The organism is Jeotgalibacillus alimentarius (assembly GCF_000829445.1).
Taxonomy (GTDB): domain Bacteria; phylum Bacillota; class Bacilli; order Bacillales; family Jeotgalibacillaceae; genus Jeotgalibacillus; species Jeotgalibacillus alimentarius.
In genome coordinates this window covers 48171-73217 of record NZ_JXRQ01000025.1, presented here as the reverse complement: position 1 = coordinate 73217, position 25047 = coordinate 48171, and the positions used below count along the sequence as shown (strand labels likewise).

The window sequence follows — 25047 nt, the reverse complement described above, 5'->3', positions numbered from 1 at the left end:
GAATTATTCATGACAGTGAAAATTGGAATTAACGGATTTGGACGTATCGGACGTAACGTATACCGTGCAGCACTCAACAACCCGGACGTAGAGGTTGTAGCAGTTAACGACCTTACTGATGCAAATATGCTTGCACACCTTCTACAGTATGACTCAGTTCACGGCAAACTAGATCAGAAAGTAGAAGTTGATGGCGATGATAACCTTCTTGTTGACGGACACAAAGTAAAAGTACTTGCTGAACGTGACCCTGCAAACCTTCCATGGGGAGACCTTGGCGTTGAGATCGTAATCGAATCAACTGGTATCTTCACTAAAGGTGAAGCTGCTGCCAAGCACCTTGAAGGCGGAGCGAAGAAAGTAATCATCTCTGCACCAGCGAACGGTGAAGATCTTACAGTGGTTATGGGTGTTAACGAAGACAAGTATGACCCTGCAAGCCACAACGTTATCTCTAACGCTTCTTGTACAACGAACTGCCTTGCACCATATGCGAAGGTTCTTAACGACAAGTTCGGTATCAAGCGCGGTATGATGACAACAGTTCACTCATACACAAATGACCAGCAGATTCTTGACCTGCCACACAAAGACTACCGTCGTGCGCGTGCAGCTGCTGAAAACATTATCCCAACTTCAACTGGAGCTGCAAAAGCAGTATCTCTTGTACTTCCAGAACTTGAAGGCAAGCTGAATGGTATGGCTATGCGTGTACCAACGCCTAACGTATCACTAGTTGACCTTGTAGTTGAGCTGGATAAGAACGTAACAGCTGATGAAATTAATGGTGCACTTAAAGAAGCTGCTGAAGGCAACCTTAAAGGAATCCTTGCATACAGCGACGAGCCACTTGTATCAACTGACTACAATGGCAACACAAACTCTTCAATCGTAGATGGTCTTTCTACTATGGTTCTTGAAGATAACATGGTAAAAGTACTTTCTTGGTACGATAACGAAACTGGTTACTCAAACCGTTGTGTAGACCTTGCTGCTTACATGGCTGCTAAAGGACTGTAAGCATTACGGTTGAAAATAGAGTATGATTGGTCTTTCGACTGGTCATCCCTTATAATAAGAGGGTGAAACGGGGAGCGGGGAATGATCCCCACTCCCTTTTTTCATCCGCTTGCCAATATTTGAAGGAGGCCTGGATTCAATGAATAAGAAAAGCATGAAAGATGTTGATCTTAAAGGGAAACGGGTATTTTGCCGCGTCGACTTTAACGTGCCGATGAAGGACGGAGAAGTAACTGACGACACACGCGTTCGCGCAGCCCTTCCTACGATCAAGTATTTAACAGAAGCAGGAGCTAAAGTCATTTTAGCGAGTCACCTGGGACGTCCTAAAGGTGAAGTTGTTGAAGAACTTCGTCTTGCACCCGTCGCTGCACATCTGTCTTCACTGATTGGAAAAGATGTGAAAACAGTTGAAGAAGCATACGGTGAAAAGGCGGAAGAAGCTGTCTCTTCATTAGAAGAAGGCGACATTCTTGTTCTTGAAAATGTACGTTTCTATCCTGGCGAGGAGAAAAACGACGCTGAGCTTGCGAAGCATTTTGCTAACCTTGCAGATGTGTATGTTAATGATGCATTCGGTGCAGCACACCGCGCACACGCTTCAACTGCAGGTATCGCAGAACATCTTCCGGCTGTATCAGGTCTGCTGATGGAAAAAGAGCTTGACGTGCTAGGTAAAGCATTATCTAATCCGGAGCGTCCGTTCACAGCGATTATTGGCGGAGCGAAAGTAAAAGATAAGATCGGTGTGATCGATCACCTTCTTGATAAGGTGGATAACCTGATTATCGGCGGCGGACTTGCTTATACGTTTGTAAAAGCACAGGGCCACGAAATCGGAAAATCACTTTTAGAAGAAGACAAGATTGATCTTGCCAAAGAATTTATGAAAAAAGCAGAAGACAAAGGCGTGAAGTTCTATATGCCGGTCGATATCGTGGTAGCGGATGATTTCTCTGACGATGCCAATATTAAAGAAGTTCCTGTTGATGAAATTCCATCAGACTGGGAAGGTCTTGATATCGGACCGAAAACACGCGAATTGTACCGTGACGTGATCCTTCAGTCAAAGCTTGTGATCTGGAATGGACCAATGGGTGTATTTGAACTTGATTCATTTGCAAATGGTACAAAGGCGGTAGGACAGGCCCTTGCTGATGCACAGGATACATATTCTGTCATCGGTGGAGGAGACTCAGCTGCAGCAGTCGAAAAGTTCGGCATGGCTGATAAAATGAGTCATATTTCAACAGGTGGCGGTGCCTCTCTTGAGTTTATGGAAGGTAAAGATCTTCCAGGCGTTGTCGCACTAAACGATAAGTAAACCGGGAAAGGATGATTTTCAATGCGTAAACCGATTATTGCAGGAAACTGGAAAATGAATAAAACAGCATCTGAGGCGAAAGCTTTTACTGAAGAAGTTGCTTCAAAAGTACCTTCAAAAGAGAAGGTTGATGCTGTAATCTGTTCACCGGCACTGTTTTTAGCAAACCTTGTGGATCTGACGAAGGATTCAGAAGCTGCTGTTGGTGCCCAGAACATGCACTTTGAGGAAAACGGAGCATTCACAGGCGAAACAAGCCCTGTGGCACTTCAGGACCTTGGTGTACAATATGTGATTCTTGGACACTCTGAACGCCGTGACATGTTCAATGAAACGGATGAGTCAGTGAACAAGAAGACACATGCTGCATTCAAGCACGGACTTACACCCATCGTATGTGTAGGCGAGTCTCTTGATCAGCGTGAAAACAACGAAACAAAAGACTTTGTCGGCGGACAGGTAAAGGCTGCACTTGAAGGGTTATCTGAAGAACAGGTAAAACAGACAGTGATTGCATACGAGCCTATCTGGGCGATCGGCACTGGTAAATCTTCAACTGCACAAGATGCAAATGAAGTATGTGCACATATCCGTTCAGTTGTTGCTTCAACTGTGTCAGAAGCTGCTGCAGAAGCAGTACGTATTCAGTATGGCGGCAGCGTTAAGCCTGCTAACATTGAAGAGTACATGGCACAAAGCGATATCGACGGAGCACTTGTCGGCGGTGCAAGCCTTGAAGCAGATTCATTCCTTGCACTAGTGGAGGCTGGCGCAAATGCGTAAATCGCCAGTTGCTTTAATCATTCTTGACGGTTTTGCACTGCGTGACGAAACAAAAGGTAATGCAGTAGCTAAGGCTAACAAGCCGAATTTTGACCGCTACTGGGAAAACTATCCCCACAATACACTGACAGCATGCGGTGAAGCTGTTGGACTTCCGGATGGGCAGATGGGTAACTCAGAGGTTGGTCACTTAAATATCGGCGCCGGGCGCACAGTCTATCAGAACCTGACGCGCATTAACATTTCAATTCGCGATAAAGAGTTTTATTCTATCCCGGAATTTCTTCGCGCAGTTGACAATGCAAAGCGTCACAACAAAGCACTTCATATTATGGGGCTGCTTTCTGACGGCGGCGTACACAGTCATTACGAACACCTCTTTGCACTGCTTGAGCTTGCAAAAGAGAATGGTCTGACAAAAGTGTACGTACACGGATTTTTAGATGGACGCGACGTGGCTCCTTCATCAGGTCTTCAGTATATTGCGGATGCTGAAGAAAGAATGAAAGAGATCGGCGTTGGCGAGTTCGCTTCAATTTCCGGCCGTTATTATGCAATGGACCGTGACAACCGCTGGGAGCGCGTTGAAAAGTCATACCGTGTAATGGTTGATGGAACTGGTCCAACGTTTGATTCCGCGGCTGAAGGCATTCAGGCGTCATATGATGAAGAAGTATATGATGAGTTTGTTATTCCTTTTGTCATCGAAAAGAATGGTGAGCCGGTTGGCAGAATTGAAAGTCAGGATTCAGTGATCTTCTTCAACTTCCGTCCTGACCGTGCAATTCAAATGTCAACTGCACTCACAAACCCTGATTTTAAAGGATTTGACCTTGGTCAGAACAAGCCTGAGAATCTGCAATTCGTCAGTTTCACGCACTATAGTGATAAAGTGCGCGCTGATGTCGCATTCAAAGCAAAAGATTTGAAAAACACAATTGGTGAAGTGCTGTCAGCCGAAGGTCTTACGCAGCTGCGTATTGCTGAAACGGAAAAGTATCCTCACGTAACGTTCTTTATGAGCGGCGGACGTGAAGAAGAATTCCCGGGCGAAGAGCGCATCCTGATTGATTCACCTAAAGTGGCAACGTATGATCTGAAGCCTGAAATGAGTGCATATGAAGTGACGGACGCGTTACTTGATGCAATCAATGAAGACCGATTTGATGCGATCCTGCTGAACTTTGCGAATCCGGATATGGTCGGCCACAGCGGTATGCTTGAGCCGACTGTTAAAGCAATTGAAGCTGTAGACGAATGTCTTGGTAAGATTGTTGATCTGATTCTTGAAAAAGGCGGACATGCCATAATCACAGCAGACCATGGTAATTCGGATGAAGTGATCACTTCTGAAGATAAGCCGATGACTGCGCACACGACAAATCCTGTACCGGTAATTGTAACGAAGGAAGGCGTGGAACTTCGCGAAGGCGGAATTCTCGGCGACCTTGCACCGACGATGCTTGAGTTGCTGAAGGTTGAAAAGCCTGAAGAAATGACTGGTGAGTCGCTTATTAAGAAGTAGGGTTTATAATAACCGCAGATCTACGCTCCAGGCAGATGCTTTCCGAGCGGTGGTCGCTGAGCCTCCTCGGCTTCGCCTGTGGGGTCTCAGCTGTCCCACTTATCGCTCCGGAGTCACTGCCTTCCGCTTCGATCTGCTGGATACTTCTATAGTAAGGGAAGCAAAGGATCTTCCGGACTTTGTTTCGTACACATGAAAGAATCAGTTATAAAGTTGCTGACGCAGCGTAACTTCCGGCCTGCTGAGTAACATTGACATGAAAGTTTTATGCACAAAGTTGATTGGAGCGAAAGGCGGTGACTCCAGCGGGATAAAACGGACAGGTGAGACCCCGCAGCGCGAAGCGCGAGGAGGCTCACCGCCGTTCCCGCGGAAAGCGTCCGCCTGCAGCGGAAATCAGCGGACTAAGTATTGAAAGCAAACTATCCCGAAAAATCATTTAAAAAGAGGAGAGATTTTAACATGCCATTTATCGTAGATGTATACGCACGTGAAGTAATCGATTCACGCGGTAATCCAACAGTAGAAGTTGAAGTTTACACTGAAAGCGGCGCGTTTGGCCGTGCACTTGTTCCATCAGGTGCTTCAACAGGTGAATATGAAGCAGTAGAACTTCGTGACGGTGACAAGGACCGCTTCCTTGGTAAAGGTGTTCTTCAGGCAGTAGAAAACGTAAATAACGTGATCGCGCCTGAACTAATCGATAGCTATTCAGTACTTGATCAGGTATCAATCGACCATGCAATGATCGAGCTTGATGGTACTGAAAACAAAGGTAAATTAGGTGCTAACGCAATTCTTGGTGTATCTATGGCAGTTGCACACGCAGCAGCAGATTACCTTGATGTACCACTTTATCAGTATCTTGGCGGATTCAATGCGAAGCAGCTTCCGGTACCAATGATGAATATCCTGAATGGTGGAGAGCACGCTGATAACAACGTGGATATCCAGGAGTTCATGGTTATGCCAGTTGGCGCGGAAACATTCCGTGAAGGACTTCGTATGGGTGCAGAAATCTTCCATTCACTAAAATCAGTTCTTAAAGACAAAGGTCTTAACACTGCTGTTGGTGATGAAGGTGGATTCGCTCCAAACCTTGGTTCAAACGAAGAAGCTCTATCAACAATTATTGAAGCAATCGAAAAAGCTGGATACAAGCCGGGAGAACAGGTTCTTCTTGCAATGGACGTAGCTGCTTCTGAGATCTTCAATAAAGAAGATGGCAAGTACCACCTTTCTGGAGAAGGCGTTGTGAAGTCTTCTGAAGAAATGGTGAACTGGTATGCTGAAATGGCTGACAAGTATCCAATCGTATCAATCGAGGACGGCCTTGATGAAAACGACTGGGATGGGTTCAAGCTGTTAACTGAAAAGATCGGCGACAAAGTTCAGCTTGTAGGTGACGATCTGTTCGTTACAAACACTGAAAAACTTTCTCGCGGTATCGAGCAGGGTATTGGTAACTCAATCCTGATCAAAGTGAACCAGATCGGTACACTGACTGAAACATTTGATGCAATCGAAATGGCGAAGCGTGCAGGTTACACTGCAGTTATCTCTCACCGTTCTGGTGAAACTGAAGATGCTACAATCGCTGACATCGCAGTTGCTACAAATGCAGGACAAATCAAGACTGGGGCTCCTTCACGTACTGACCGCGTTGCGAAGTACAATCAGCTTCTTCGTATCGAAGATCAGCTTGGGGCTACAGCACAGTATCTTGGTGCTAAAACATTTTATAACTTACGCTAATATTAAAATCCCTTCTGTCAGCGATGGCAGAGGGGATTTTTTTGGCGGCACAGCAGGGACGGAGGTATCTGTGCCATTTTTAAAATCATTACAAATGTGGCACACTCAGCTCCGTCCCTGCTGTGCCCCTTGCGCCTCACCTGCAAAAAGACATCTTTCAAAGCGTTTTTCATACAATGATTGAGAGGTGAAAAACGTGGCGAGAGTGAAACATACCAGTAAGGATATTGATTTGATCGCAAGGATGATGAGAGCTGAAGCTGAGGGAGAAGGAAAGCTGGGTATGCTGATGGTTGGCAATGTGATCGTCAACAGGGCAGTAGCGGATTGTCTTGATTTCAGGGATGTCAGAACGATCAATGATGTGATCTTTCAGATTCAGGGTGGAAATTATTCTTTTGAAGCCGTGCAGAAAGGCAATCTGTTTTACAGTCCGGCAAGAGATTTGGAGAGAGACTTAGCAAGGCAGGTTGTGCAGTCGTGGAGGCAGCATCCTTCTAAGTATGCGCTGTGGTACTTTAATCCATATGCACCTTGTCCGCCGACATGGTATGACCAGCCTTTCTCAGGACAGTTCAAGCAGCATTGTTACTATGAACCGCAGGCGAATACGTGTGATAGTGTTTATAGGTAGAGCACATATACTCTGATTCGCTCATATAGAATAAGCGGCTGCCGCGTGCAGCCGCTTTTCTCTGTCTTAATCCGTACTGACAGCTTTTTTAGCTGAAACAGCTGAGAATGTGATCGTGATGGCGCATAGACCTGCAATGACAAGAAATCCGAGCACAATCGGCCAAGTGTCTGTGAAACCGTCAATCAACACCGTACGCATCGCTTCAAATAAATAAGTCACTGGATTGATTGACGCAGCGACCTTTAACCAGGCAGCATCAATCAGTTCATATGGAACAAATGTGGTACTGAGAAAAATCAGCGGGAAGAAGATAAACGTTCCTGCCTGCGCTGACTGGGCATTCTTCGCACGGAGCGCAACGCCGACAGAGTAACCTGCAAACGCCAGTCCCCAGCCAAGTGTCAGTAATAAGACAACTACAACACCAAGCGCTCCTCCGGCTACCTCAAGTCCTAAGAAGAATCCGACGCAAATGATCAGCCCGGCCTGAATAACAAGCTGAAGCATTCCGGCAATAATCGGCCCAAGCACAATCGCAAGCCGTGAGCTGGGTGTTAGCAGGAGCCTTGAGAAAAATCCGTTATCAAGATCCTTCACAAGCGCCTGGCCAGCGCCGCCCGCTCCACCAATGGCAGCAGATACAATAGAAACAGGTAAGATGAAAGCAAGATAATTTGCCCCTTCAAATGCAGGCAGATTGGCGATTCCGCTCAGCCCGGCTTCATAGACAAAAAGAAAAAACATACTGATCGCAAGGTTTGGAATAAAGATCAGAGGATTTCTGAGAATCGTGACAATACTCCGCTTTGTCATCACTAGCGTATCTGAAAAGAAATTACCCTGCTGCTTATTCATTGAGTCCACCTTCTTTCTGTTCATTGGTTACCTGAATAAATACATCATCCAGGGAAGGCGGCTTAACGTTCAGCTGCGCAGGATGAAGATTCCGCTCATCAAGCTTTCTGATCACATCAGCTAAAATAGACGTACCATTTTCAGCAAGGATTGTCACATCATTTTTCACGCGTTCAGTCTGATACTCATCAGTAGCTACTGCATCGTACGCGCTGATTGCTTCCTCCTCTTCATCAAACTGCAGAACAATGGCATCTAGTCCGAGTGTACGCTTCAGTTCAGCAGGTGTTCCAGTAGCGACAATCTGCCCTTTATTAATAATTGAGATTCTGTCAGCAAGCTGATCAGCTTCTTCTAAGTACTGCGTTGTTAAAAAGATGGTGGTACCTTCTTCTTTATTCAGCCGCTTAATCTCACGCCAGATCGCTTTTCGGTTTGCGGGATCAAGTCCTGTCGTCGGTTCATCAAGAAACAGAATTTTCGGCTGATGCACAAGCGTCATCGCAAGATCCAGTCTTCGTCTCATACCGCCTGAATACTTTCCGCTGAGGCGGTCAGCGTCTTCAGTTAGACCAACGAGTTCCAGCAGCTCTTCAGCCCGTTTTTTGGCTTCCTTTTTTGAAAAACCGAACAGTCTTGCCTGAAACTCAAGCAGTTCCCGTCCTTTTAAGTCGGGATCAATGCCGGTTTCCTGAAGTGCGACGCCAATAGAGAGCCTTACCTTTTCAGGATCCTTATTCACATCATAACCTGCCACTTCAAGCTTGCCTGAAGTGGGTTTCAGCAGCGTTGTCAGCAGCTGTACTGTTGTTGATTTGCCAGCTCCATTGGGTCCGAGAAATGCGAAGAATTCCCCGTCTGCAACGTCAAAAGATACACCCCTGACAGCTCTCACATCACCTTTAAATGTTTTTTCGATATTTTCAACATGGATTGTACCGTTCATCATCGAACCTCCCGACATTTGTGTCAGTTTTGATATTATTCTATGCCTAATTCAGTTTTCTGACAAATTTGAGTGTTTTTAAATAATGACAAAAACAAAGATTGTATGCCTTATGGGCGTATGATAAAATGGTACGAGTGTAAGGTCGGTTCAGGAGGTGGAACATATGGAAACATTATTAACTGTCCTATTAGTCATTGTATGTATCTCGTTGATCGTCGTGGTTCTTCTGCAGTCAGGTAAAAGTTCTGGTCTTTCAGGCGCCATTTCAGGTGGAGCTGAGCAGCTTTTCGGCAAGCAGAAAGCACGTGGGATTGATCTTGTTTTAAACCGTATTACAATTGTTCTTTCGGTACTGTTTTTCGTTCTGACGATTTCAGTTGCCTTTGTTGTAAAATAAATGCTTGAAACCCGATCGGATGGTCGGGTTTTTATTTTTTTGTTTGATAAAACTAATTGGGATGGCTCGATATAAATTGAGTGGTGGATGTAACCGTTGAGCTGCGCTGCAGGGGGACGCTTTCCGCGGGGACGGCGGTGAGCCTCCTCAAGCTTCGCTTTGCGGGGTCTCACCTATCCGTCTGCTCCCGTTGGAGTCGCCCCCCTTCCGCTCCGCTCAACTTGTGTGGTTTACAATAAGTTGTGAATACTCAAACCTTATTGAAAGAGATCCAACCATTAAGAAGCCGGATATCACCGGCGTATTCTGTATCAACGTGGCTAATAACTGCAGTCAAATGGCGTCTCACTGCAACCGGAAGCTGTCTCACTGCAGTCAACCCGGGTGTGTCGTGCACTCACGCCGCAAAACACTGCAACCACCAGCGGAAACCCTGCAACCAGCAGTCTCTCCCCGCCTGCAAGTCCGCTCTGAAAGAATTGAAATGCGCACAAATAGCTTTCCGGCGCGTTTTCTACTAAAATAGAACAAGATGAAATTGCAATTGGAGTGACGAAAAATGAAATTGAATTTACCAAAACCATTTACATTTGAAGGCGGGAAGCGTGCGGTGCTTTTACTGCACGGTTTTACAGGTAATTCTTCCGACGTAAGAATGCTTGGCCGCTTTTTAGAAAAAAATGGCTACACGTCGCACGCCCCTCATTATAAAGGGCATGGCGTACCACCGGAGGAACTTGTTGAGACAGGTCCTGAAGACTGGTGGAAGGACGTTGAAGCAGGCTATGAGCACCTGAAGAGTCAGGGCTATGAAGAAATTGCAGTTGCGGGACTTTCACTTGGCGGTGTATTTTCACTGAAGTTAGGTTACACTGCTCCTGTAAAGGGTATCGTGACAATGTGTGCGCCGATGTACATTAAGAGTGAAGAAGTGATGTACAAAGGAGTTTTAGAGTACGCCCGCGAATTTAAGAAGTATGAGAAAAAAGATGAGGATCAGATTGAAGCTGAAATGAAGGATTTTGAAAAGACGCCGATGAATACGCTGAAGGCACTTCAGGAACTGATCGGTGATGTGAGAAATTCTGTGGATATGATCTATACGCCAACTTTTGTTGTGCAGGGCAGACATGATCACATGATTAACACAGATTCAGCCAATATTATCTATGAAGGCATCGAAACTGATCAGAAGAAGCTGAAATGGTATGAGGAGTCAGGCCACGTGATTACGCTTGATAAAGAGAAGGAGCAGCTGCATGAAGATGTGCTGGCATTTCTTGATTCCCTTGACTGGTCAGTTGAAAAATAACAGCTGAAAATGGAGGGGTCGTCGATGGAAGAATCGGTGATGATAATGAAAGACAAGCTGCTGACATTTATGCGGGAGGAAGCATATAAACCGCTGACAGTGCAGGAGCTCGAGGAATCGTTCGGTATTCATGATTCTGCTGATTTCAAAGCCCTTGTAAAGTCACTTGTGATTTTAGAGGAAAAAGGTGAAATCGTCAGAACGAGAAGCAACCGTTACGGACTTCCTGAGAAAATGAATCTGGTACGCGGAACGCTTTCAGGACATGCGAAAGGGTTCGCTTTCCTTATTCCTGATGAGCCTGGCAGGAAAGATATCTTTATTCCGCCAAATGAATCCGCACACGCCATGCACGGAGATAAAGTGATGGTGCGTGTGTCCCGTGAATCAAGAGGGGACCGCGAAGAAGGAACGGTTGTCCGGATCCTTGAGCGCGGCACAAAACAGGTTGTCGGAACGTATACAGAAAGTAAAAACTTCGGTTTTGTCATGCCGGATGATAAAAAAATGACAAGTGATATCTTTATTCCGAAAGAAGGAAGTAAAGGGGCAGTTGAAGGACATAAGGTAATCGTTGAAATTACTGCTTATCCTGATGGCCGCAACAGTGCTGAAGGTGAAGTGATTCAGATCCTCGGTCATAAAAATGACCCGGGTGTGGATATCCTGTCGATTATTCATAAGCATGGCATTACAATCGAGTTCCCGGATGAAGTGATCCAGCAGGCAAATGATGTGCCTGATGAGATTGATCCGGCAGATTTGAAAGACCGTCGTGATCTCCGGGACGTGACAACCGTTACAATTGATGGGGCAGATGCGAAGGACCTTGATGATGCGATTTCACTCAGCAGACTGGATAACGGAAACTATAAGCTTGGCGTTCACATTGCGGACGTCAGCCATTACGTAACAGAACATTCCCCAATTGATGAAGAAGCATATGAGCGGGGGACAAGTGTCTACCTCGTGGACCGCGTGATTCCAATGATTCCACACAGACTGTCAAACGGAATTTGTTCACTGAATCCGAAAGTGGACCGTCTGACACTGTCGTGTGAGATGGAAATCGACCAGAACGGCGGCGTGATAAAACACGATATTTTCCAAAGTGTGATCCGTACAAATGAGCGGATGACGTATTCTGATGTGAATAAAATTCTTGTTGATGAAGATGAAGCGCTGATTGAAAAATATGAGCCGCTTGTGCCAATGTTCCGTGAGATGGAAAAGCTTGCAGCAATTCTGCGCGGTAAGCGTTTTGACCGCGGGGCAATTGACTTTGATTTTAAAGAAGCAAAAGTGCTCGTCGATGAGGAAGGAAATCCGACTGAGATCGGAATCCGTGAGCGCTCTGTCGGTGAAAAGCTGATTGAGGAATTCATGCTTGCAGCAAACGAAACGGTTGCTGAACATTTCCACTGGATGAACCTGCCGTTCATTTACCGTATTCACGAGGATCCAAAGGCTGAGAAGCTCGAGCGTTTCTTTGAGTTCATCACGAACTTCGGTATTACGGTCAAAGGTACAGGTAATGAAGTACATCCGCGTGCGCTTCAGGAAATCATTGATGATATTCAGGGCACACCTGAAGAAATGGTCATTTCAACGATGATGCTGCGCTCTATGCAGCAGGCGAAGTATGATGAAAACAGCCTGGGTCACTTTGGTCTGGCGACTGATTTCTATACGCACTTCACTTCACCAATCAGACGTTATCCTGACTTAATCGTTCACCGCCTGATCAGAACATATCTGATTAACAAAAAGGTAGACGAAAAGACGCAGCGCAGATGGTCTGAACAGCTGCCTGAAATTGCTGCACATACGTCAGGTCGCGAGCGACGCGCAGTTGATGCTGAACGTGAAACGGACGAGCTGAAAAAAGCTGAGTATATGATGGATAAGATTGGCGAAGAGTTTGACGGCGTCATTTCATCTGTTACGAACTTTGGTATCTTTGTAGAGCTGTCTAATACGATTGAAGGTCTTGTGCACGTCAGCTACATGACTGACGACTATTACCGCTTTGATGAACGTCATATGGCGATGATCGGTGAGCGGACAGGCAATGTCTTTAGAATCGGTGATGAGATTTCTATCCGCGTTGTGAACGTTAATAAAGATGAACGTGCGATTGATTTTGAAATTGTCGGTATGAAAGGCACGCCAAGAGTCCGCCGTGAAACAGCACGTGTTGTCGACAGCCGAGGCCGCGGAAAAGACAGTAACCGCGACAGAAAGAAAAAGCGCAAACGTGATGACGGCGGCAAAGGCGACAAGAAGAAGTTTTATAAAGGTGCGCCTAAGAATAAGAAGAATAAAAAGAAGAAGAGAAAGTAAGGTGCGCGGGGTCTGTTTCGACCCTGCTACCTTTAGATAGGGGGATTGTTACTCATGCCTAAAGGAGAAGGTAAATTACTCGCGCAGAATAAAAAGGCGCGTCATGACTATTTTATAGAAGAAACATTTGAAGCGGGGATTGTGCTTCAGGGAACAGAAATCAAGTCTATCCGCAGAGGGCGTGTGAACCTGAAGGATTCATTTGCACGAATCAGTAATGGCGAAGTGTTTTTAAATAATGCACACATCAGCCCTTACGAAGAAGGGAACCGTTATAATCACGATCCGCTGCGTGAAAGAAAGCTGCTTTTACACAAACAGCAGATTAATAAGTTAATAGGCCTGACAAAACAGCAGGGCTATTCAATCGTGCCGCTGAAACTGTATATCAAGGACGGCTATGCAAAAGTACTGATTGGTCTTGGTAAAGGTAAGAAGAAATATGATAAGCGTGAGACGCTGAAGAAGAAGGACGCGAAGCGTGAAGTGGCACGCGCATTGAAGGAACGCCAGCGGTAAGACGTTCCAGTTGAAAAAAGACGGTACTGTGTTATAATTGATTATGCCGTTAACAGCGGCAGGACAACCGGATTAATTTTTCCGGATCCCGTACTGAATAAGGCAGATGCCTGATTCATCCTTATCATGGGGACGTTACGGATTCGACAGGAATGGTTCGAGCTTGAGTTGCGAGTCGGAGGGATCGTCTCCGTCATCAACGTCAACACAAATAGTTAACAACGAACAAGATTACGCTCTAGCTGCCTAATAAGCACTTGAGGCCTCACTTGTCTATCACCCATGTAGACCTGCCTGAGGTTCACTTATAGTGGGATACGCAGTCTGCTGCCACCTGAAGCAGCCTGAAGAGACTAATCAGGATAGCCGTTCGGACGCCTGTCAGTTGGCATAAGTTACGGTGAAATGCGAATAGGCTGACTACGCTCGTAGAAGCTTAAGTATTGAAGTTTCTGGACGTGGGTTCGACTCCCACCGTCTCCACCAAATATTTATTTGGTGGTTTTTTATTTGTCTTTTTTAAAAAGGTCAATTAAATATAGGGAAGATAACAAATAAACCTATTAGTATTCCGGCAACGAACATTAAAGGATAATACAGTCTTTTACGCAATTTAGTTTCCCCTTTCAGAAAATTTTTTTAGGTCATACACCAAATAGTATAAATCTCTTTGATTTTAAATTTACTAATTTTGTTAAAAAATAATTATTTAGTATGGTGCTTTTAATCATTTTAAAATTAACTAAAAAGATACAATTTGCTACAGCTTTTTTATTCTTCAGCATACGTTATTTCGTTATTGTAATAATTTGTTAGATTAATTCCTTCTGTCTCCTCCACATGATTATTTGGAGGTTTTTTTTCTGTAACAAGCGTTTATAACTTTATAGATTAGCATCTTTAAATAAGGGGTAAAGTGTCACAGTACATTGAATGGATGTACTTATTAATTTCGTAATAAGTGTTTTCAGTGAGTAAGATAATGATGCGAAAAATGGAGGAAATAACTGAATGAATAAAACTCTTTTAGCTTCAACTAATAGTGAAACTGGTGATGCTGACCCAAATAGTGACAGGCGATCTGTTCAGTTCTCTGGTGATTGCAGGCAATCAATCTGCATGAGTAAGGTGGTGGACCGTAAATGCTAACAGCCATTCTGACTTTACTGCTCGGCATCATTGTCATTCTGGCAATCATCGCTGCAAATGGCTATTTTGTAGCCCAGGAGTTTGCATATATGTCAGTTGACCGTTCACGTTTGCGGGCAATGGCAAAACAGGGTGATGCTGCCGCAAAGCGTGCATTGAGTGTAACAGAGCGAACATCATTTATGCTTTCAGGCGCACAGCTTGGTATAACCGTAACAGGACTTCTGATTGGTTATGTAGCTGAACCGCTTGTTGGTGAAAGCTTGAGCGTCTTACTTGATGGGGCAGGGGTTCCTGCAGCAGTTAGTATCTCTGTCGGGACAGTGCTTGCTTTAGCTGTTTCTACGATTGTACAGATGATTTTTGGAGAGCTGTATCCTAAAAATCTTGCAATTGCAAAACCTGAACCATTAGCAAGAAAGCTTGCCCGTTCTACCAATATTTATCTTAAGATTTTTGGATGGCTAATCAAGTTTTTCGATCAGTCAGCTAATAAATTTTTAAAACTACTAAGAATAGAGCCGGTGCATGACCTGGACAGTAGTGCGAATGCACGTGATCTGGAATATATCGTAGCTGATTCGCGTGACAGCGGTGACCTGCCAAAAGGTCTGTCAATTTTGCTTGACCGTATCCTGGACTTTCCTCAACGTAATGTTGAGCATGCCATGACACCGAGATCACGTGCAGATATTGTCGAGCCGGACATAACGATTGGTGAGGTCCGGTCATTAATGGCAAAGGAGCATACACGTTATCCGGTCGTTAACTTAGATGACGAGCCTTTTGGTGTTGTGCACCTTGTAGATTTATTGTCTTCAACTGTAGATGACAATGATCCTGTTACTGAAATTATGAGATTTCCTTTGGTGATCCCGACGCTCATGGCTTTGCCGAAAGCACAAGTACAAATGAGTGAGTCGAAAGAGGATCTTGCCTGTGTGATCGATGAATATGGCGGCTTTACAGGAATCCTGACAATAGAAGATCTTGCTGAGGAAATAGTAGGTGAGGTTTCGGATGAATATGACAGTGAAGAAAGTGAAGTTGTTGAACCTGAAGGAGACGATTCCTGGCAAATGAGTGGAGACGTTCATCTTGATGAGGTTGAAAGGGAAATTGGCTATCAGCTGCCTCGTGGGGATTACGAAACCATAGCGGGCTTACTGATTGCCTATAGCGGAAAACTTCCTGCTGTCAATGAACAGGTTACAGTTGAACTTCCGGAGGATCCGGCTGACCTGGTAGAGGATGTGCCAGTCAAACGGGACCTGATAGCACAAATCCTTGAAGTGGATAAATGGGTACCTACTATGGTCTCTCTGACAATCGAACAGCAGGAAAAGGACGATGAATCTGAACAGATGAGGAGGGATGATGATGAGTAATCCCTTCGTTGTGATAGCCGTAACGATTGCCATTATTGCACTAAGTGCATTTTTCGTGATTATTGAATTTGCACTGCTTGGTGCGAGACGCCATCGACTTGAAGAAGCAGCACGTTCAAGCCGTGGGGCACGGGCTGCTTTAAAATCGGTGAATGAGCTTACAGTTATGCTCGCAGGTGCCCAGCTGGGTATTACAGTATGTACGTTTGCTCTCGGTGCAATTACTAAACCCGCTGTAGATGACTGGTTTTCACCGTTATTTACTGCGACCGGTCTGCCCTATTGGCTAGCAGATGGAGCTGCTTTTTTTCTATCACTAATGATTGTCACATTCCTCCACCTGGTCATTGGGGAGATGGCGCCGAAATCATGGGCAATTGCACACCCTGAAGCTTCTGCAATTATGATTGGTATGCCAGCCCGGATCTTCATCGGGGTTTTCCGTCCCTTATTGGTATGGGTCAATCACATAGCAAACCGGATCGTGAAAGCTTCGGGCGTGGAGCCGGTTGATACCGCAGCAGTAGGTGGACAGGATGCTGATACCATCAGACAGCTGGTGGAATATTCAGCAAATGTCGGAGCTCTTGACGCTTCGATCCGCAGGCCGATTTCAGGTGCACTGGACTTGGAAGCCTTACAAGTTGGAGAAGTGCTGTCGAATGATGCACCTCTGACAACAGTTGATTCCAATGCGACAGCATATGATGTTCAACAGGCGACACAGCGCACAGGTCACAAACGGATTTTAGTTATGGCAGAGGATGGAAAACCTCCACGAGTTCTGCATGTCCGTGAGACATTGCTAGAATCGGAAGACCGTTCTGCCTGGGAGCTTGCACGTCCATCATATGTATTACGCCCGGACACCTTGCTGCATGAAGCACTAACGAATATGCGTCAATCAAGTGAACAGTTAGCAGTCGTGATGACTGGATCTGAGTTTCTCGGCATCATTACGATGAATGATATTTTCCATTACGTGCTGCCTCGTATGAATGAACAATAAAATAAAAAATGTTTATGACGGAGCTGTTTTGAAAAGATAGTAAGAAAATCTTTTTGAACAGCTTCTTTCTATTTATATCAAAGCACTGTTAAGGTTGACTGATGATTCAATAAAGATACTTAAAAAAATATAAGAAGTATTAACCCCATAACAAAACAATAATAAGAAAAGTAATAAAGCTTCCCACTCTTCATCATGCTAATAAACCATTTCATCGCCACATAAGTCATAAGAAGTGTCGAAACAAAGGCCAGCAGATAAGGAATCATCAGCTCTGATTTATCAGGCTCGTTTATAAAATCAGATAAACTAAGCACAACACCGCCAAGGCTGACAGGTATATAGAGCAAAAATGAAAACCTGAGCGCTGTATCGCGGTTCATTCCAACTGCCACAGAAGAAATGATGGTAGCACCTGAACGGCTAATACCAGGCATTAAAGCAAGAGACTGTCCAACACCTACTAAGAATGAATCCTTCGTTGTGATGTCACCTTCATCTTTTGACCCTCTGATATTTTTAATCAGCCATAACGCAATTCCAGTTACAAATAACATAATGGCAATCGTCGTCATACTCGTCTGTTCAGCAATAAAGTCATTAAATAGCAGATCTGATTATATCAACACTTACACTAAAATGCACAAGTACCTTAACATCGCAAAAATTGTTGCGCGTAGCAAAGATTTATCAGTTATAATACTTTATAACTATTAATGATAGAATTTATAAGAAAAAATAGTCTTTTTACTTACTAAATAAATGCTGTTCCTATTAATTTGTCGATGTAAGATATTTTTCATTAAGGAATGATCTAAGGGAGAGGACGTCATGTTTGAATATTCTCACCGTAACGCTGAAAATCTGTTCGAGTTTGTCAGGTTATTTGATTACGTTGAAGATCTTGTTTTTCTGATGGGAGTGCGCGGGGACAAGGTGATTTATGATTATATTAATCAGGCAGCGAAAAATTTGACAGCGCTTTCTGACGATGTGATAGGCAAATCTGTTAGTGAAGTGGTGAAAGATAAAGCGGAGGCCGCAGCTTTAAATGGTCAATACCTGGATGTTGCTTTTACGAAAAAAAGCATACATTTCACCCATACGATTAGCAACGGTACGGATCAGTATACGGGTGATACAACGTTATACCCGCTGATGGATACGGATGGTGAATGCCGGTTTATTCTTGGGATCGTCAGAGATGTGACGGAGAAATATATGCTTGAACAAAAGCTGCGGGAAACGGAAGAGCTGTTTCGTATTATCACTGAAAATACAATGGATGTGATCCGTATCATTGATACTAATGGCATCATTCAGTACTCTTCACCGTCTAGTGAAACGGTATCCGGATATGATGCAGATTACTATAGGGGCAAGCACTTTACTGAAGTGATACACGAAGATGATTGTGACAGAGTGAAAGAACAATTTGAGCTGCTCATTGCTGAGAAGAAAGCTGCAGTCGTTGAGATCAGACATTTACACCGGGACGGCCATTGTATCTGGAAGGAAGTAGTGGCAACCCCAATCATTGAAGACGGCCAGGTGAAAAGTGTGGTTACATCTTCACGGGACATTACTGAGAGGATAGAATACAAAGAAAAACTTTCGAAAATGGCATTTTACGATTATTTATCCGGTCTGCCTAACAGACGGTTGTTGGATGATCGGCTCGAGATGGCGATTCACCTTGCAGAGAGAACAGAAAAAAAGGTCGGCTTGTTATTTCTCGACGGGCGTGATTTTAAATCAATAAATGATCAATTCGGTCATGAGATGGGCGATGGAGTGATCAAAACTGTAGCAAGGGTTCTCGAAGGATGTGTCAGGAAGGTCGATACGGTAGGCCGGCTTGGTGGCGACGAATTTGTTGTGATCTTACCTGATATCAAACACGAAGAAAACGTTTTTGAAGTATCAACCCGGATTGCAAACGCCTTTAATGAACCGATTTCTGTAAAGGGAAATGAGTTGTCATTCACCCTTGATATCGGAGTAGCGATCTATCCGACTCATGCAGATCAGAAAAAACTGTTAATCAACTGTGCAGACCAGGCATTGTATGAAGCCAAGAAGTACAAAGATGCTGTATTCAAAGTTTATGATTTAGAACTGAGTTAGCAATTGAAATATATAAATACGTTATTGAAAATTATAATCAGGCACGCTATGCAAAAAGCATTTCTATTTGTAGCGGTAATCAACTGCCCCCTCAAACAAAGCCATGTTTTGAAATAGGCTGCTGAGATTGCTGGCTGTTTTATTTACAAAAGACACATCCCGGCATATATAATTTTAAAAACGATCCGATATATACAGTACGAAAGTTTTAATCATGACTCTCTGCGTGAGGTGAGGACTTTGCGGTACAATCGGAAAGAAGGTTTCAGGTTTTCATTCAAGAAGCCGATCGAAGCTGTGTTTAAAATTTATGAGTTAAATGGGCGTGAGGTGGAATCCCATCCGGGGAAAGCATTGATGCACGACTTAAGCCCAAGCGGTACAAAAATCAGTTCAATGCTGAATCTGCCGGTCAGTGACACAGACCCGGTGAAAATTCATCTGCAGTTTATGCTGAATGAAGTGGTATATGAGATGAAAGCAGAATTGATCTGGAAGCGGGCCAGTGGGGGAGAATTCCACTACGGCGTACATTTTTACGCTTCTGAAGATGTAAAAGAAGATATTGTAAAACAATTGAAGCAATATGTGAGACGGGTATAAAAAGCGGCTGAGATCAGCCGCTTTTTCCTATGCAGTAGCACGTCTTTCGCTTTTGATAGCGCGTGTTTTCCGGTTTGCATAATAAATCCCTGCAAAAATAATCACCATTCCTGCTATCAGTGAAGTCGTAACCGGTTCATCAAGCAGCACGCTGCCCCATACCATGGCTGAGACCGGTGCAAGATACGTAACTGTTGTCGCAAATTCAGGCGATTTCTGCCTGATCATATAATAAAACAGCAGATAAGCAATTCCAGAACCGAAGCATCCGAGTCCGATCGCAGACAGCCAGAAGGACGTATTATATGTAAAACTCATGACGCTATATCCGTTCACGGTCATCATAACCAGTCCGACAGCAGCTCCTGTCATCAGTGACGTAGCTGACAGCAAAACGACACCTGTGGCCGGCGTGAAGCGTCTGACATAATGGGAGCCGAATCCATAACACATTGCCCCGAGCATCATCGTGCCCACCCCGATAAACTCAGATCCAAAAATCCCGCCAATCTGAAATTCGATTAACACAAGTACACCAATAAACCCAATTAAAATCCCGATCCACTGCTGCAGCTTTAACCGCTGTCTGAACAGAAAGAATCCAATTAGACCAGCAAATACGGGTGTTGTCGCATTCAGAACAGAAGCGGTATTGGAAGCGATTCTCGTTTCACTGAGTGCGATAAGTGCCCATGGCAGCGCCGCATTCATGACGCCAATGATTATCAGGTGTTTCCACGGAATCGGCCGCTCAATTTTCCGCCACTGCGCAATCAGAATCGGCAGCAGGATCAGTGCGCCTGCTGAGCATCTGATAAAAACGGTTCCCCAGACACCGGCTGAATCTGCAAGAATTTTGATAAAAACGAATGACAGGCCCCAGATCAGACTGAGGCCGATAAGTGCTGCATATGCTCTCATGTTGTTCTCCTAACTGGAAATAAGCGTCACAGTATACTGGCGCGAGCGTGGTCCGTCGAATTCACAGAAATAAATGCCCTGCCATGTACCAAGGACAAGCTCACCGTTTTGAACGGGAATCGTTTGTGCGTGACCCACTGTACTGGTTTTCATATGTGAAGCTGTATTGCCTTCCATATGCCGGTCTTTCGGATGTTCCCACGGAAAGACTTCATCCAGCCTTCTGAGAAAATCAGTTTTTACATCCGGATCTGCATTCTCATTCACTGTAATCCCGGCAGTCGTATGCTTTGAAGATACAATGGCGATCCCGTTTTTAAATGACTGACTGCTGATCCAGCGCTGGACTTCACTTGTCACTTCAACCATCTCATCACGACGGTTTGTCTTAACTGAAAATGTTTCAAACATCACGATCACTCCTTCTTTCAAAGTGTAACGCACGAAAGATGAGTTTTCCAGATGTCCACACATTATTTGACAAAATGCTGACTTTTTTAAAATGAAAGCGTTTTAATTGATCGAAATATTGATAAATTCAGAATACTTATTGCAGAACCTCACATCTGTATGTATGATGGTCTTTATATAAAAGTTTCGCTGTAACGGTGTAAAGCGGAACAACATCAGGAGGGTACATGATGGATACGACAAAAAAAGACCTTAGAATCAGAAGTAAAGTGATCAGTGAAGGAGTGAACAGAGTTCCAAACCGTTCAATGCTTCGCGCAGTCGGTTTTACAGATGAAGATTTTAAAAAACCGATGATCGGTGTAGCTAGTACATGGAGTGAAGTCACACCTTGTAACGTACATATTGATAAACTTGCCCAGCGTGCAAAGAGCGGTGCAAAAGCAGGCGGCGGGGCACCAATGATTTTCAATACAATTACTGTATCTGACGGGATCGCAATGGGACACGAGGGCATGTTCTACTCACTGCCAAGCCGTGAAGTCATTGCAGACTCAATCGAAACGGTCACGAACGCAGAGCGCCTTGACGGCGTTGTTGCAATTGGCGGCTGTGATAAAACAACGCCTGCATGTGTAATGGCGATCGCCCGAATGAATATTCCTTCTGTCTATATCTACGGTGGTACGATTCAGCCGGGTAAACTTGACGGTAAAGACATCGATATCGTGTCCTCATTTGAAGCAGTCGGTCAGTACCAGGAAGGGCTGATTAATGATGAACAGCTTTATAAAGTGGAATGCAGTGCCTGTCCGGGCGCCGGCGCTTGCGGCGGTATGTACACAGCGAACACGATGGCTTCAGCAGTTGAAGCACTAGGTATGAGTATTCCCGGATCTTCTTCAACACCTGCCATCAATGATTATAAAGAGCAGGAGTGTGAACAGGCAGGGGAGCTTGTTGTGAAGCTGCTTGAGCAGGATATCTATCCCCGTGACATCATGACAAAGGAAGCATTTGAAAATGCAATCACAGTCGTGATGGCACTTGGCGGCTCAACGAACGCATTCCTTCACCTGCTTGCCATGGCGCACGCTGCAGAAGTGGATCTGACAATGGATGATTTCGAGCGTGTCCGTCAGAACGTTCCGCACATTGCTGACCTGAAGCCAAGCGGTAAATATGTGATGCAGGATCTGTATGAAGCAGGCGGTGTACCTGCAGTGATGAAGCTTCTATTAGAAGAAGGGCTGCTGCACGGCGACTGTATCACAGTCACTGGTAAAACAATCGCAGAAAACCTTGCAGAAGTACCTTCACTGAAAGAAGGACAGCAGGTCATCACACCGATCAGCGAACCACTTAAAAAGACAGGACCTCTTGTTGTATTAAAAGGGAACCTTGCTCCTGAAGGCGCAGTGGCAAAAATGAGCGGACAGAAAATCAGCCGCTTTGAAGGACCTGCCAAAGTATATGACAGCGAGGCTGAATGTACAAAAGCAATTGAAGATAACCAGATCAAAGAAGGCGATGTGGTTGTCATCCGTAACGTTGGACCAAAAGGCGGACCGGGGATGCCAGAAATGCTCTCTATTACCGCGATGATCGTCGGACGTGGACTGAACGGCAAAGTAGCCCTGCTTACAGACGGGCGCTTCTCAGGCGGCTCACACGGTTTTGTGATCGGTCATATCGCACCTGAAGCAGCAGTCGGCGGACCAATCGGCCTTCTGCAAAATGGAGACATCGTCGCAATCGACAGCGACACGCAGGAAATTAACCTGCAGATCTCAGAAGAAGAATTCGAAAAGCGCGCCCGCGAATGGGTGAAGCCTGAGCCTAAGTTCAAGCGCGGCATCCTTGCTAAGTATGCAAATGCTGTGTCCTCATCATCTAAAGGTGCAGTAACAGATTTATTTGAAGAGTAAAACGAAGCCGTCCGGGCGATGTCCGGGCGGTTTTTTTTGGGTGTGTGGATAGGTCTTTTGATACTATTCTACGAACGTTAGCGTTTTTTCTGTGAATTGTGATGGTTTTTCTAAGAACAGCAGCCTTCATTTTCCGAACCACCACACCTCTCCACAAGCAAATCCTTCGATAAACCAAAACAAACATTGTAAGATAACACTATGAACACATCAGGAGGGATTCACCTATGAAAATTGAAGTATGGTCAGATTACGTTTGCCCATTTTGCTATATCGGCAAGAGAAAGCTTGAAAACGCACTGAACAAATTCGAACACAAAGACCAGGTAGAAGTCATCTACCGCAGCTTCCAGCTTGATCCGGACGCGCCAAAAAACGCAAGTGAAGATACCGTTTCAGCACTTGCGAAAAAGTACGGTATGTCTTACGATCAGGCAGTTGAAATGACAAACAATGTAGTCGCACAGGCAAAAGAAGTCGGCTTAGATTACGACTTTTCAAAAATGAAGCGCACGAATACGCAGGATGCGCACAGATTGACGCATTTTGCTGCTGATCACGGAAAAGACGGCGTGCTTACTGAAAAGCTGTTAAGTGCTTATTTCCTTGAATCAAAGCATATTGGCGATCATGATCAGCTTGTTGCTATTGCAGAGGAAGCAGGTCTTAATGGAGAGAAGGCACGTGAAGTACTGGCATCAGATCAGTACGAAGGTGAGATGAACGCGGATATTCAAAAAGCTGCGCAAATTGGCGTATCAGGGGTACCGTTTTTCGTACTTGAAAACAAATACGCAATTTCAGGCGCACAGCCTGATGAGGTATTCACCCAGGCGCTTGAAAAAGTATGGGAAGAAACGAACCAGTCACCGCTTGTTAACGTAGGCGGGCAGGGGAATGCCTGCACAGATGATTCATGTGACATTTAATCAAAAAGCACGCTATCGCGGCGTGCTTTTTTTATGCATGTGTAAAATACGTCTTAATTAAAAACTGATACTGATCATCAGTCAGCTCAAATGCTGGATAGCCGGCATCCCGTAATAATGATTGCGTATTTGCATCTTTAAAAAGAACTGTGCGGGAAAGATACGAGTGGAATACGCTCATTGGCGCATTAATGACAGCATCCTCATCAGATAAATCCATCGCATCTGCTGTAACAGACAGGTTATCTACACCACTCTGTTCCTTAATCCACTTCATCACATCCGCGTTATCCGGAGCCGCATTATTTGAAATGTGATAAATATGATCTCTCTTGGCATGAGTGGCAGCGGCTGTCAGGACGTCCACGACATAATTGACCGGGACAACATTATTTGAAGCTTCCGGATCACATAACAGCTTAATCATTCTGTCTCCGTCAACACGACCGCGTCTGATCAGCTTTTTCAGTAATGCAACAGCCTTCAGCAGACCATAAAGCGCAAATGTTGTGTCAGCTTCGCCGGTATTTGTATCACCGACAATAATCGCAGGCCTGAAAATACTGACGTTCAGCTCATGGCGTTTGTTCCATACGAGGTGTTCAGCGTGATTTTTACTTTCCTCATAGTCATTTACAAATACGCTGTCCTTAGAATGAAGTTCTTCTTCAGCAACGTCTACAATGCCGACAGTATATGCTGTACTGACATGATAAAAGGAAGGAATCTGCAGTTTCTCGGCTAGCTCCAGTGCGTGAACAGTGCCATCCACATTCGCCAAAAATGTCTTCTCACGATCAGCAGGATCAAACGACAAAAAGGCAGCAGTATGATAAAGGATATCAATTTTACCGGTAAGTGAATCTGTTTCACTGATTCCGAAATCAGTCTGCGTAATATCACCTGTGACCGGATGGATTCTGTCAGTCTGATCAGCAGGCATCTGTTTAATCAGCTGATTGATTTTCTGCTCACTGCGCACGACCGGGTAAAGCGTGTGACCTTTATCTAAAAGTGAGCGTACAAGCTTTGAACCAACAAAACCTGTAGCGCCGGTTATCATAATATTCATTGCGATCTCCTTTAGAAAAGCATTAGATTCTTATTATATCAAAAAGGGGGAGGGGATTTGAAATATAAGACTAAAGCATAAAAAAGAGCCG

At 44.7% G+C, this 25047-nt stretch carries 22 protein-coding genes and 1 other RNA gene; 17 read left to right on the top strand and 6 right to left on the bottom strand.

Features of this window, described 5'->3' with window-relative positions:
• Positions 1–9: 9 nt before the first annotated feature.
• The 6 genes from gap (at position 10) to KP77_RS13010 (ending at position 7041) form a co-directional block, all read left to right on the top strand.
• Positions 10–1020, top strand: a complete 1011-nt coding sequence (gene gap, locus KP77_RS13035; protein WP_041123167.1) for a type I glyceraldehyde-3-phosphate dehydrogenase — start codon at positions 10–12, stop codon at positions 1018–1020.
• A 139-nt stretch (positions 1021–1159) separates the two neighbouring features.
• The gene (locus KP77_RS13030) at positions 1160–2344 is read left to right on the top strand and encodes a phosphoglycerate kinase (protein WP_041123166.1); all 1185 of its coding nucleotides are present in this window, start codon (positions 1160–1162) and stop codon (positions 2342–2344) included.
• 21 nt (positions 2345–2365) lie between these two features.
• Positions 2366–3127, top strand: coding sequence for a triose-phosphate isomerase (gene tpiA / locus KP77_RS13025; protein WP_041123165.1), 762 nt, complete (start codon positions 2366–2368; stop codon positions 3125–3127).
• Positions 3120–4652, top strand: coding sequence for a 2,3-bisphosphoglycerate-independent phosphoglycerate mutase (gene gpmI / locus KP77_RS13020; RefSeq protein WP_041123164.1), 1533 nt, complete (start codon positions 3120–3122; stop codon positions 4650–4652). The genes tpiA and gpmI overlap by 8 nt, the downstream gene beginning before the upstream one ends.
• Before the next feature lie 462 nt (positions 4653–5114).
• The gene (gene eno, locus KP77_RS13015) at positions 5115–6407 is read left to right on the top strand and encodes a phosphopyruvate hydratase (protein WP_041123163.1); all 1293 of its coding nucleotides are present in this window, start codon (positions 5115–5117) and stop codon (positions 6405–6407) included.
• A 196-nt stretch (positions 6408–6603) separates the two neighbouring features.
• Positions 6604–7041, top strand: a complete 438-nt coding sequence (locus KP77_RS13010; RefSeq protein ID WP_041123162.1) for a cell wall hydrolase — start codon at positions 6604–6606, stop codon at positions 7039–7041.
• A gap of 66 nt (positions 7042–7107) precedes the next feature.
• Here the strand turns inward: KP77_RS13010 and KP77_RS13005 are convergent, their stop codons facing one another.
• The gene (locus tag KP77_RS13005; RefSeq protein WP_041123161.1) at positions 7108–7899 is read right to left on the bottom strand and encodes an ABC transporter permease; all 792 of its coding nucleotides are present in this window, start codon (positions 7897–7899) and stop codon (positions 7108–7110) included.
• Positions 7892–8848 carry an ATP-binding cassette domain-containing protein gene (locus KP77_RS13000; RefSeq protein WP_235420718.1) on the bottom strand — a complete coding sequence of 319 codons (957 nt, stop codon included), beginning with the start codon at positions 8846–8848 and terminating at the stop codon, positions 7892–7894. Before KP77_RS13000 ends, KP77_RS13005 begins: the two co-directional genes overlap by 8 nt.
• A 163-nt stretch (positions 8849–9011) precedes the next feature.
• Between KP77_RS13000 and secG the strand changes: the two genes are divergently transcribed.
• The 7 genes from secG to KP77_RS12970 all read left to right on the top strand — a co-directional run bounded on the left by secG (position 9012) and on the right by KP77_RS12970 (position 16965).
• Positions 9012–9245, top strand: a complete 234-nt coding sequence (secG, locus tag KP77_RS12995) for a preprotein translocase subunit SecG (protein WP_041123159.1) — start codon at positions 9012–9014, stop codon at positions 9243–9245.
• A 559-nt stretch (positions 9246–9804) separates the two neighbouring features.
• Positions 9805–10557, top strand: a complete 753-nt coding sequence (locus KP77_RS12990) for an alpha/beta hydrolase (protein WP_041123158.1) — start codon at positions 9805–9807, stop codon at positions 10555–10557.
• A 24-nt stretch (positions 10558–10581) separates the two neighbouring features.
• Positions 10582–12900, top strand: coding sequence for a ribonuclease R (gene rnr / locus KP77_RS12985; protein WP_041123157.1), 2319 nt, complete (start codon positions 10582–10584; stop codon positions 12898–12900).
• 54 nt (positions 12901–12954) lie between these two features.
• The gene (gene smpB, locus KP77_RS12980; RefSeq protein WP_041123156.1) at positions 12955–13419 is read left to right on the top strand and encodes an SsrA-binding protein SmpB; all 465 of its coding nucleotides are present in this window, start codon (positions 12955–12957) and stop codon (positions 13417–13419) included.
• A gap of 128 nt (positions 13420–13547) precedes the next feature.
• Positions 13548–13905: a transfer-messenger RNA gene (gene ssrA, locus KP77_RS17870) on the top strand.
• Between the two features lie 656 nt (positions 13906–14561).
• A complete protein-coding gene (locus KP77_RS12975) occupies positions 14562–15956 on the top strand; it encodes a hemolysin family protein (RefSeq protein WP_041123155.1) in 1395 nt (464 codons plus the stop codon).
• Positions 15949–16965, top strand: coding sequence for a CNNM domain-containing protein (locus tag KP77_RS12970; RefSeq protein WP_041123154.1), 1017 nt, complete (start codon positions 15949–15951; stop codon positions 16963–16965). The genes KP77_RS12975 and KP77_RS12970 overlap by 8 nt, the downstream gene beginning before the upstream one ends.
• Before the next feature lie 119 nt (positions 16966–17084).
• Here KP77_RS12970 and KP77_RS12965 read toward each other — a convergent pair whose 3' ends face one another.
• Positions 17085–17576 (bottom strand): undecaprenyl-diphosphate phosphatase, encoded by a 492-nt coding sequence (locus KP77_RS12965; RefSeq protein WP_268747473.1) that lies wholly within the window; start codon positions 17574–17576, stop codon positions 17085–17087.
• Between the two features lie 220 nt (positions 17577–17796).
• On the opposite strand from KP77_RS12965, the gene KP77_RS12960 reads away from it, so the two are divergent.
• Together KP77_RS12960 and KP77_RS12955 are read left to right on the top strand one after the other, a co-directional pair.
• Positions 17797–19092, top strand: a complete 1296-nt coding sequence (locus KP77_RS12960; protein ID WP_041123153.1) for a diguanylate cyclase domain-containing protein — start codon at positions 17797–17799, stop codon at positions 19090–19092.
• Between the two features lie 240 nt (positions 19093–19332).
• Positions 19333–19695, top strand: a complete 363-nt coding sequence (locus KP77_RS12955; protein WP_041123152.1) for a PilZ domain-containing protein — start codon at positions 19333–19335, stop codon at positions 19693–19695.
• A gap of 27 nt (positions 19696–19722) precedes the next feature.
• Here the strand turns inward: KP77_RS12955 and KP77_RS12950 are convergent, their stop codons facing one another.
• Positions 19723–20616, bottom strand: coding sequence for a DMT family transporter (locus KP77_RS12950; RefSeq protein WP_041123151.1), 894 nt, complete (start codon positions 20614–20616; stop codon positions 19723–19725).
• 9 nt (positions 20617–20625) lie between these two features.
• The gene (locus KP77_RS12945; protein WP_041123150.1) at positions 20626–21027 is read right to left on the bottom strand and encodes a secondary thiamine-phosphate synthase enzyme YjbQ; all 402 of its coding nucleotides are present in this window, start codon (positions 21025–21027) and stop codon (positions 20626–20628) included.
• Positions 21028–21257: 230 nt separating this feature from the next.
• Here KP77_RS12945 and ilvD point away from each other — a divergent pair, with 230 nt between their 5' ends.
• Both ilvD and KP77_RS12935 read left to right on the top strand, forming a co-directional pair.
• Positions 21258–22955 (top strand): dihydroxy-acid dehydratase, encoded by a 1698-nt coding sequence (gene ilvD, locus KP77_RS12940; RefSeq protein ID WP_041123149.1) that lies wholly within the window; start codon positions 21258–21260, stop codon positions 22953–22955.
• Between the two features lie 227 nt (positions 22956–23182).
• Entirely contained in the window at positions 23183–23884 is a 702-nt protein-coding gene (locus tag KP77_RS12935) for a DsbA family oxidoreductase (RefSeq protein ID WP_041123148.1), read from the top strand.
• 31 nt (positions 23885–23915) lie between these two features.
• Here the strand turns inward: KP77_RS12935 and KP77_RS12930 are convergent, their stop codons facing one another.
• Positions 23916–24956: an SDR family NAD(P)-dependent oxidoreductase gene (locus tag KP77_RS12930; protein WP_041123147.1), complete on the bottom strand. Its 1041-nt coding sequence runs from the start codon at positions 24954–24956 to the stop codon at positions 23916–23918.
• Positions 24957–25047: the final 91 nt, after the last annotated feature.

What these genes read in the sequence shown, in the direction of transcription:
- eno (WP_041123163.1), top strand. Translation starts at nt 5,115, where the DNA reads ATGCCATTTATCGTAGATGTATACGCACGTGAAGTAATCGATTCACGC.
- tpiA (WP_041123165.1), top strand. Translation starts at nt 2,366, where the DNA reads ATGCGTAAACCGATTATTGCAGGAAACTGGAAAATGAATAAAACAGCA.
- KP77_RS12990 (WP_041123158.1), top strand. Translation starts at nt 9,805, where the DNA reads ATGAAATTGAATTTACCAAAACCATTTACATTTGAAGGCGGGAAGCGT.
- rnr (WP_041123157.1), top strand. Translation starts at nt 10,582, where the DNA reads ATGGAAGAATCGGTGATGATAATGAAAGACAAGCTGCTGACATTTATG.
- KP77_RS13030 (WP_041123166.1), top strand. Translation starts at nt 1,160, where the DNA reads ATGAATAAGAAAAGCATGAAAGATGTTGATCTTAAAGGGAAACGGGTA.
- KP77_RS12960 (WP_041123153.1), top strand. Translation starts at nt 17,797, where the DNA reads ATGTTTGAATATTCTCACCGTAACGCTGAAAATCTGTTCGAGTTTGTC.
- KP77_RS12930 (WP_041123147.1), bottom strand. Translation starts at nt 24,956, where the DNA reads ATGAATATTATGATAACCGGCGCTACAGGTTTTGTTGGTTCAAAGCTT.
- smpB (WP_041123156.1), top strand. Translation starts at nt 12,955, where the DNA reads ATGCCTAAAGGAGAAGGTAAATTACTCGCGCAGAATAAAAAGGCGCGT.
- KP77_RS13005 (WP_041123161.1), bottom strand. Translation starts at nt 7,899, where the DNA reads ATGAATAAGCAGCAGGGTAATTTCTTTTCAGATACGCTAGTGATGACA.
- gap (WP_041123167.1), top strand. Translation starts at nt 10, where the DNA reads ATGACAGTGAAAATTGGAATTAACGGATTTGGACGTATCGGACGTAAC.
- gpmI (WP_041123164.1), top strand. Translation starts at nt 3,120, where the DNA reads ATGCGTAAATCGCCAGTTGCTTTAATCATTCTTGACGGTTTTGCACTG.
- KP77_RS12975 (WP_041123155.1), top strand. Translation starts at nt 14,562, where the DNA reads ATGCTAACAGCCATTCTGACTTTACTGCTCGGCATCATTGTCATTCTG.
- secG (WP_041123159.1), top strand. Translation starts at nt 9,012, where the DNA reads ATGGAAACATTATTAACTGTCCTATTAGTCATTGTATGTATCTCGTTG.
- KP77_RS13000 (WP_235420718.1), bottom strand. Translation starts at nt 8,848, where the DNA reads ATGATGAACGGTACAATCCATGTTGAAAATATCGAAAAAACATTTAAA.
- KP77_RS12935 (WP_041123148.1), top strand. Translation starts at nt 23,183, where the DNA reads ATGAAAATTGAAGTATGGTCAGATTACGTTTGCCCATTTTGCTATATC.
- KP77_RS12950 (WP_041123151.1), bottom strand. Translation starts at nt 20,616, where the DNA reads ATGAGAGCATATGCAGCACTTATCGGCCTCAGTCTGATCTGGGGCCTG.
- KP77_RS12970 (WP_041123154.1), top strand. Translation starts at nt 15,949, where the DNA reads ATGAGTAATCCCTTCGTTGTGATAGCCGTAACGATTGCCATTATTGCA.
- ilvD (WP_041123149.1), top strand. Translation starts at nt 21,258, where the DNA reads ATGGATACGACAAAAAAAGACCTTAGAATCAGAAGTAAAGTGATCAGT.
- KP77_RS12945 (WP_041123150.1), bottom strand. Translation starts at nt 21,027, where the DNA reads ATGTTTGAAACATTTTCAGTTAAGACAAACCGTCGTGATGAGATGGTT.